This is a genomic window from Paraburkholderia sp. 31.1 (genome assembly GCF_014397645.1).
Lineage (GTDB): Bacteria > Pseudomonadota > Gammaproteobacteria > Burkholderiales > Burkholderiaceae > Paraburkholderia > Paraburkholderia tuberum.
In genome coordinates this window covers 20,846-28,023 of record NZ_VZQN01000060.1, presented here as the reverse complement: position 1 = coordinate 28,023, position 7,178 = coordinate 20,846, and the positions used below count along the sequence as shown (strand labels likewise).

General features: G+C 64.7%; 13 protein-coding genes. 2 read left to right on the top strand and 11 right to left on the bottom strand.

The genetic code is table 11. The features are described 5' to 3' along the window. From F6X37_RS32145 to F6X37_RS32100, 10 genes are all read right to left on the bottom strand, one after another. Positions 1-327, bottom strand: a 327-nt coding sequence (locus tag F6X37_RS32145; protein WP_222945001.1) for a hypothetical protein, incomplete at its 3' end; no start/stop codon positions are given. A gap of 84 nt (positions 328-411) precedes the next feature. Then, positions 412-738 carry a hypothetical protein gene (locus tag F6X37_RS32140; protein WP_187614074.1) on the bottom strand — a complete coding sequence of 109 codons (327 nt, stop codon included), beginning with the start codon at positions 736-738 and terminating at the stop codon, positions 412-414. After that, positions 735-1,448 carry a hypothetical protein gene (locus F6X37_RS36470; RefSeq protein WP_222945000.1) on the bottom strand — a complete coding sequence of 238 codons (714 nt, stop codon included), beginning with the start codon at positions 1,446-1,448 and terminating at the stop codon, positions 735-737. The genes F6X37_RS32140 and F6X37_RS36470 overlap by 4 nt, the downstream gene beginning before the upstream one ends. Further along, the gene (locus F6X37_RS32130) at positions 1,448-1,852 is read right to left on the bottom strand and encodes a hypothetical protein (RefSeq protein WP_187614073.1); all 405 of its coding nucleotides are present in this window, start codon (positions 1,850-1,852) and stop codon (positions 1,448-1,450) included. Before F6X37_RS32130 ends, F6X37_RS36470 begins: the two co-directional genes overlap by 1 nt. A 310-nt stretch (positions 1,853-2,162) precedes the next feature. Further along, positions 2,163-2,525, bottom strand: a complete 363-nt coding sequence (locus F6X37_RS32125) for a hypothetical protein (protein WP_187614072.1) — start codon at positions 2,523-2,525, stop codon at positions 2,163-2,165. 181 nt (positions 2,526-2,706) lie between these two features. Continuing rightward, a complete protein-coding gene (locus tag F6X37_RS32120; protein WP_187614071.1) occupies positions 2,707-2,988 on the bottom strand; it encodes a hypothetical protein in 282 nt (93 codons plus the stop codon). Positions 2,989-3,107: 119 nt separating this feature from the next. Further along, positions 3,108-3,341, bottom strand: coding sequence for a hypothetical protein (locus tag F6X37_RS32115; RefSeq protein WP_187614070.1), 234 nt, complete (start codon positions 3,339-3,341; stop codon positions 3,108-3,110). After that, entirely contained in the window at positions 3,338-3,769 is a 432-nt protein-coding gene (locus tag F6X37_RS32110; protein WP_187614069.1) for a hypothetical protein, read from the bottom strand. The genes F6X37_RS32115 and F6X37_RS32110 overlap by 4 nt, the downstream gene beginning before the upstream one ends. Further along, entirely contained in the window at positions 3,766-4,257 is a 492-nt protein-coding gene (locus F6X37_RS32105) for a hypothetical protein (protein WP_187614068.1), read from the bottom strand. The genes F6X37_RS32110 and F6X37_RS32105 overlap by 4 nt, the downstream gene beginning before the upstream one ends. 441 nt (positions 4,258-4,698) lie before the next feature. Then, positions 4,699-4,905 carry a hypothetical protein gene (locus F6X37_RS32100; RefSeq protein WP_187614067.1) on the bottom strand — a complete coding sequence of 69 codons (207 nt, stop codon included), beginning with the start codon at positions 4,903-4,905 and terminating at the stop codon, positions 4,699-4,701. A gap of 270 nt (positions 4,906-5,175) precedes the next feature. On the opposite strand from F6X37_RS32100, the gene F6X37_RS32095 reads away from it, so the two are divergent. Beyond that, complete coding sequence (locus tag F6X37_RS32095) at positions 5,176-5,568, top strand: helix-turn-helix domain-containing protein (RefSeq protein WP_187614066.1); 393 nt, start codon at positions 5,176-5,178, stop codon at positions 5,566-5,568. A gap of 8 nt (positions 5,569-5,576) precedes the next feature. Beyond that, a complete protein-coding gene (locus tag F6X37_RS32090; protein WP_316252015.1) occupies positions 5,577-6,008 on the top strand; it encodes an ImmA/IrrE family metallo-endopeptidase in 432 nt (143 codons plus the stop codon). Here the strand turns inward: F6X37_RS32090 and F6X37_RS32085 are convergent. Next, positions 5,961-7,079: a tyrosine-type recombinase/integrase gene (locus F6X37_RS32085; protein ID WP_187614064.1), complete on the bottom strand. Its 1,119-nt coding sequence runs from the start codon at positions 7,077-7,079 to the stop codon at positions 5,961-5,963. The two genes, F6X37_RS32090 and F6X37_RS32085, sit on opposite strands and share 48 nt — an antisense overlap. Positions 7,080-7,178 lie beyond the last annotated feature (99 nt).

Here is a 7,178-nt window from a genome sequence, read left to right as displayed (position 1 = left end):
GGACGGGGCCGTCTCGGGGAGGCGGGTGAACGCGTGGAACCGGTCTTTCGTGCGGGCGCACAACCCGGCACCCTCGTTGAGGACGGTGCGTACCCGCTCACGGGAGCAGTACACGCCGTAGTAGTTGCGGAGGTGCCCCCAGATCTGGTCTGCGGTGAGGGGCCGGCCGGCGTCGGTGAGGACGCGTTCGATCGCGAGCTTCACGGGCGTTTTGTGGACGGCTCTGTCCGCTGCGGTGTGGCTGGTGGCGGGGTCGGTTCTGCGGGTGTCGGCGGTGTCAGGCCAGACGAGCGGGAGTTGCTCGGGGCTAGGGTAGGTGCTGCTCAAGGGTTCTTCTCCTGGTAGAGGGGTTCGACTTGGGTTGTGGGGCACCGACCGCGGGCAATGCGGTCGGTGCCCCGTTTCGTGGGATCAGTCGGTGGATGGTTCGATGGGCGCTTCCCGGAGGCCGAGGGCGTAGGCGACGTTGTTCCGAACCCGCATGTTGCTGTCGGGCGTCTCGCCGTAGCTCAGGAGAGTCCCGACTCCTCCTGCTTCGCCTGCAGCTGTTCCGTAGCGGCGCTGGGTGTGCTCCGCCAGGGCGATGAGGTTCGCGATGCGCTGCTGCTCGACCATGGCGAGGGTCGCGTGGACCTGTGCGGAGGCGAGGAGCGCGGTCGCGTACTCGCGTTGGTTCGCGTCCCATGCTTCGTTCGCGAGGTTGCCGAACTCGGTGGCCTTCGCTGCGTGGTCGGTCACTTCGGGACCTCCGCTACGGGAGTAGCCGCCCACGGGTCGGCAGGTTCCTCGGTGCCCGCAAGCGCCGACCGCCGAGCCTCATGGGTCGCAGGCAAAGGGGCGACACCGTCAATGCCGCCAAGCTTCACCCGCGCCCACACCTTGTCGAGATCAGCGAGAGTTTCAGCAGATTCGATAGCGGCGAGAGCAGCTGCTACACGCTCCTGTGCTGGTGCCTTCTTGTCGGCGGTGAGACGTTCGACTTCACCGTCCCCACGCTCCACGGACGCGTCGTGCAGGTCGCCCTTGTGCCACAGGTCCAGGGCGGCACCGAACCGCATCCCGGCGTTGCGGAGCGCGTCGCCGATCGCTTCCTTGACCGCGTTACCACCCTTCTTGCCCTGAGCGTCGCCGTACCCGAGGCGGCTCACACCGCACACGGTCAGACGAATCCACAGGCCCCCGTTCTGGTCGAAGATGGGTGCACCCGTGGTCGGGTCAGTGACGACGAACTCCCACGTCCATGCGGGATCGGCGTCGAGGAGACGATCGGTGAGTGCGGCGTGCCCCACATAGTCGAGGTGCGCAGCTGGCATGCCGTGGTATCCGCCGCACTCACCGCACCGCGCTTTCGGGGAGTCGGCCTTGTACGGTTTCGGGAGCTGGTTGATCTGGTTGCTGGGGAACGGTTCTCGGAGGAGCTCGAGCCCCTCCTTCTTCTTCTCGGGCATCAGTTGTCTCCTTCGAGGACGGTCGCGGCAGCCATGTGGTCAAATCCGCACGTCAGACAGAACCCGTCACGGTTCGTGGGTTGGATCAGCCCCGCAGGGTGGACCCGGTCGGAGGGGCAGTCGACGCCGATCTGCGGGTTAATGCCGTTCTCCTGGAACAGCGGGTAGAAGATCGACAGGTTGCCGCGACGGAGCTCCCAGATCGCATCAGTCACCGTGAGGTCAGCCCAGGCGAGCTGCTGCGCGATCACCCAGTCGACACCGGCGGTGAACGCTTCCTGCTGAGACTGCGTGTACGAGTTCAACGGGCGTGGCCCCGCGGACCGCCGCTTCTTGTACGCCTCCCACCCGCCGCGGGGGAGGGTGGTCTGGTTGCCGTGTCTCCTCGCCTCATCGGCGACCATGCCGTCCCACGACCCACTCACGACGACACACCCCCAGACGGTTCGGCCGGAGCGTGATCTGCGACGACCTTGATGCACGCAGGGCAGTAGCGGTTCATCTGTCCGCCGTTCCATGTCAGCTTCGGGTCGGGCTCGGTTGCCGTGAATGCGCGCGGCGGCGCATCGTGGCGGAGCGGGCGTATGCGGCGAACGCACGCTGTGACTCCGTAGAAATGCCCCATGGTCGCGGAGCTGGTCATTGGTGTGCGACATGCGTGGCGCATGAAGCCGCCACCACCTTGCTGCACGGTGACCTCGATGAATGGCACGGTCACAGCTGCTCCTGTTCGTTGTGGTTGGGTGCGCCGGCGATCGTCAAGACGATGTAGCCGATGACGGCTGCGCACCCGATGAGGGACGCCCCGTTGAATGAGGTCAACCCGAACGGCACCATCACGAGCGCGGTCATGAACAAGACCATGCGCGCCCGTTTCACGACGCCCCACCGTCCGAGTCGTTTGTCTTCCTCAGCCCGGAAGAACTCGCGGAGCGCTTCGATACCTTCCGGGGAAGCCGTTGCCTCAGTCCATTCGTCGCCCGACGGGCGGGGGCTAGTACCGATGAGACGCTTGGCCCCGTCGATACCGACCGTGTACCGGATCGTGACACCGTTGGATGCCGTGAACTCGTTCATCGGACGATCACCGCCGCAAGAACCGCCAGCCCAACCGCGACGACCATCGCGACCTCCGCCGTCGTCTGCCACCCGCGCGGTTCCCGCCCGTACACGAGCCGGTCCAACGCCTCACACTCGTCAAGGTCACGATCCACCGCGTCGAGACGAGCTGAAGTCTCAGCATCCGCGATCCACCGGTTCACGACTCGACCGCCTCGATCTTGTCGGTCACGTCGACCGGGCGACGCACCTCGCGCGGCTCCATCGCCGTCAGCAGCACGTCCTTCGCTGCACGGAACGTCTCGAGGGCTTCCGTGAACATCGCCAACCGGTACATCTGGGCGCCGTCCGACCGGTCAGCCGGATAGGTGGGGTCGTTCTCGCCCCGGTCCATGACGTCGATGCAGACAGCGAGATCCACGGCGGCGGCGAAGTACCGGTCGAGGATGTCCTGCGTGGGTACTCTTGTGTTGTGGCCCATGCGCGGGCCTCCTTTCGTGATTCGCCGTCCCCATGCCCGGGGCGGCGTTTCCGTTTGCGAGCGCCCCCGGCAGGACTCGAACCTGCGCACTCCCGACAACGACGCGGGGGCTGTGGGTGCTACTTGGTTGCGTGGACGTTGACGATGCTGATCTCCTCGAACTCGTCACCGACGATCCGCCACTTGCGGCTGATGATCGGTGCGATCCCGTATGACTTGCAGACGCCGAGAACCTTGACAGCCGCGTGCAGAATCTCCTGTACGTCGTGCTCGTCTAGTTCCTGGTGGCCGCTGACCGTGACGTAAGCGCCGCCCATTTCGGTGGGCTTCTCAACGCTGATGACGATGCTCATTCCTTCTCCTTCTCTTGCTTCTTCTGCTGGTATCTGGCGCGACGGCGTGCATTGATCTCTTCTTTTCGCGCTTCGTAACAGCGGGCCTTCGCCGCGCGCACAGCTTCGACGTTCGCTTCGCGGTAGGACTTGGCGTACTCCAGGCGTGCTGCGCGGTTGTCTGCGTACCAGGACTTGTAGTAGTCAGCGCGCTGGTCTTTGTTCGCGCGGTAGTAGGCCCGGCTGATCGCATTGAGCCGTTCGCGATTGGATGCGTGGTAGGCCGACTTGCGCTGAAGCAAGGCGTCCGCGTTTTCGTGCCGGTAGTAGGCCGCATACGCCAGGATTTCTTCGTGATGCGTCTCGTAATAGGCGGCGTCATACTCGCGCTTGTACTCCGCATACGCTTCAACCAGCGCATCCTCAGCCGCTTTCAGAATCTCGCTCACGACAGATCCGCCAGACGGTCCACACCCGCAGACCGCAGATCACTGATCGCCTGACGGTGAATCGCCGCCGTAGCCAAATCACCAGCCGCCAGCGACTCCAGCTGGTCAGCCCGAATGCCGTGCTGCTGAACCGTCGCATCCGCCCACGAAACCCGCGTACCATCCGGCAACGCGAACTCACCCGCAAGCATCGCCGCCGTCCACTCCCGATGAAGCGACTGCGCAAGCTCCGTCGTGATCAGATTCGCCTTCGCCCGGAGTCTCGCCCTCGCCGCACCCGTCGCTTCCTTGAACTTCGCAAGCGACTCCTGCGACCGCGCCTCGGCACGCTTCCGCAACTTCACCTGCGCCTCGACATACCGTCGCGCGCACTCCGCGATGACCTCAGGGGACTCGTACTCGATACTCTCCGGCTCGCCCGACGCGACGACGGCCTCAATCCGCTCATTCATCTCGATGATCCGAGACTCACTAATCAACATGCTCATGTCGTGCTCCTTTCCGTGCGCCCCAGGGAGTCCAACCCGTCGAGACGATCCAGGGTGGGCGTCCGGGAATCGAACCCGGCACGGATCAATCCGTGGAACCTTCACGCCCCGCGTGCTACCTGTCTCTGCTCCCCGGCCCGTACCGGATCAGCAGGACGTGAGACGCCACCCCAAACGGATTCAGGGGCGTGCCGTACACACCAAGTTGTGATGCGTGACGGGACATACCGTCACGACTCGGAACCAGACGTTCCGTTGTCTCCCACGCCCGTCATCGGGGCTCTCCGCTACCTGCCCGGCACTGCCGGTCCTTACGTCCACCCCGGTGAATCTCCGGCGCGTCTTCGTGTGAGCGTGGGTATGTAGTTAGGTGCCGTTTTTGGGTACGACGAACCAGCGCCCAGGTGACCTACGACAGTCACAAGGGCTGAGAGAGTTTGGTCAGGCGGCTCGTTCGGGCCGTTCGTTCGGCCGAGTACGGAGCCACCGCTCGCCCTCTTCCCGCATGATCAGCGGCTTCGAGTCCACATACGACGGGACGAGCTCGCCACGGTCGATGTGTTGCCGGATCTTCTCGATCGAGAGGTCAACGGCTTTCGCGAAGTTCGGGAGCGAGTACGCGATCTTGTCGAGCGTCGGGGTGGTCATGCGGCCCCCTCGAACATCTCAGCGGGGGTGAAACCACGAAAACCGCCGGCCACCAAGAGGTCACGCACCGGAACGTCCCCACCGAGGGAACGGACCAGCGCGACAGCCTCAGGGTGACCGGCGGTCTCCTGGGAAGTCTGGGAAAGGGCCTGACCGGCCACTCTTCTCTGGTTCATGTTTGAACCGTAGCACGTCAGGTTTGCACTACGCAAGAACATATGAAACATTGCGGGCCAATAATGAAGTGTCACGCGCGTTTACACTGGGGGCATGGCACGCACCCCCAAGCGCATCAGCGACTTCGACCGGAAGCTCGGCGCGGCGATCAAGAACCGGCGCACAGACCCGGACTACGGGATGCCGCAGACGCGTCTCGCGGCGCTCACCGGCATCCCACTGTCAAACCTGCAACGCCGGGAAGAGGGCGTGAACGAGGTGACCGTGTCAGAGCTGGAACGGATCGCACACCACCTGCAAACCACACCCGCCGCGCTCGTCAATGACGCACTCGCCCGATACGGAGGCATGGACAAACTGCTCGCCGAGTACGCGACGTCGGACCCATCCCCTACGGTCGAGGACAACGTGACGTATCTGGGGCACGTCACACCCCCACTCGCGGACGCCGCGGACGACAAGGACCCAACCCCCAGCCGAGACTAGGAGAATGCGTGAGGGAGCTCCTTACCCACGCAGCACACCTCGGGGTCAGTGTCCACGTGGCGCACCTCCCCAGCCCGTACAGAGGCTTCTACGACCATGAGAACGGTCGGGTGGTGTACGACTTCAACCTGACCCCCATCGCCCGCCGGTCCGTCGTGGCGCACGAACTGGGGCATGTGTTCCACGGGCACGTGGGGTACGGGGTTCGCAGTCAGGAAGACGCCGCGGACCGGTACGCGGCGCAGCTGCTGATCCACCCGGCGGAGTATGCGCGCCTCGAACAGATCCACCACGACGTGCAGTGGATCGCTGATGAGCTCGGGGTGGAACCGGACCTGGTGCGCACGTTCCAACGCTGCGTGACCCGCCTCGACGGTGTCACCTACGCGCGGTCAGTCGGCGGTCAGTTCCGGTTTCGTTGGGGACGCGAACAGGGCTGAGAACTGTTCCGCCGCAGCGAGGAGACGGTCACGGTTCCCGAGAGACTTGTACGACTGTGTTTGCGCGCGCGTGGAGTGGCCCACAAGCTCCGTGATGATGTCCTCGGGGACACCAGCCGCATACAAAAGATCGACCGTGGTGTGCCGGCCGTCATGGAGGCGCACATCCTTGTCGATGCCCGCGTCGGTGAGCATGCGTCGCCAGTCGGCCGATGCGAGGTCGGGGCCGTAGGGGCGTCCGTTGCGGGTGAACACGAGTCCCCACGGATTGTCGGGGGAGTGCTCGATGTGGTTCTGCAGGATCGAGCGGAGCGGGTCGATGAGGGGGATGATCCGCCACCCCTTCGACGACTTCGGGCGCGTCCAATACAGGCCACCTGTGATGTGCCGGTATTCGTAGTCGGATGGGGCGTTCACGACACCGTCAACATCGGTCTTCTCGATGCGGATCAGCTGCCATGACAGGTCGAGGACGTCGGTTACGCGGTCCCGTTCGAGGCCGATGATTTCGCCGCGGCGGGCGCCGGTGAGGAGGACGGTCGCCCACAGTGCCCCGTCTGGTCGGGTCGCGGCGTGCCCGAGGACGTGGACTGCTTCTTCGAGGGTGAGGGCGTGGAGGACGGTCGCGGCTTTGCGGGGCGCGTCGACGAGTGTGGCGGGGTTCCGGCCGATGCGACCTTCCCGGACGGCGGCTTTGAACGACACGGACATGGTGCGGTGTGCGAGCAGAGCGGTGGTGTTGTTGTTGCCCTTGCCGGTGACGGCGTCGTGGACACGGCGGATGTGCGCGCCGGTGACTTTGTCGAGCTTGATCTTGCCGATCGCGGGGATGATGTGGTTGTTCACGGTCCGCCGGTATCCGTCGAGAGTGTTCGGGCGGACCTTCTTCGCCGCGATCTCCCGCAGCCAGTACGTGAACCACTGCTCGACGGTCTGGTTCTTCGTGGGGAGGTCGCCACGCTTCTCGAGATCCCGACGTACGTTCGACAGTTCAGCGAGGAGCTCGGCCTTGTTCTTCCGGCGAATGACCTTTCGCCGGCGTTCACCGTTCGGTCCGGGTGGGAGTTCCACGGCCGCGGTCCAGTACTTGAGTGGCTTCGACTTGTCGGCTGGGACGCGGTAGACGGCAGACTCACCCTTACCCCTCATGTAGACTCCCGTTCTCTTCCG

What these genes read in the sequence shown, in the direction of transcription:
- F6X37_RS36470 (WP_222945000.1), bottom strand. Translation starts at nt 1,448, where the DNA reads ATGCCCGAGAAGAAGAAGGAGGGGCTCGAGCTCCTCCGAGAACCGTTC.
- F6X37_RS32130 (WP_187614073.1), bottom strand. Translation starts at nt 1,852, where the DNA reads ATGGTCGCCGATGAGGCGAGGAGACACGGCAACCAGACCACCCTCCCC.
- F6X37_RS32125 (WP_187614072.1), bottom strand. Translation starts at nt 2,525, where the DNA reads ATGAACGAGTTCACGGCATCCAACGGTGTCACGATCCGGTACACGGTC.
- F6X37_RS32120 (WP_187614071.1), bottom strand. Translation starts at nt 2,988, where the DNA reads ATGGGCCACAACACAAGAGTACCCACGCAGGACATCCTCGACCGGTAC.
- F6X37_RS32115 (WP_187614070.1), bottom strand. Translation starts at nt 3,341, where the DNA reads ATGAGCATCGTCATCAGCGTTGAGAAGCCCACCGAAATGGGCGGCGCT.
- F6X37_RS32105 (WP_187614068.1), bottom strand. Translation starts at nt 4,257, where the DNA reads ATGAGCATGTTGATTAGTGAGTCTCGGATCATCGAGATGAATGAGCGG.
- F6X37_RS32100 (WP_187614067.1), bottom strand. Translation starts at nt 4,905, where the DNA reads ATGACCACCCCGACGCTCGACAAGATCGCGTACTCGCTCCCGAACTTC.
- F6X37_RS32095 (WP_187614066.1), top strand. Translation starts at nt 5,176, where the DNA reads ATGGCACGCACCCCCAAGCGCATCAGCGACTTCGACCGGAAGCTCGGC.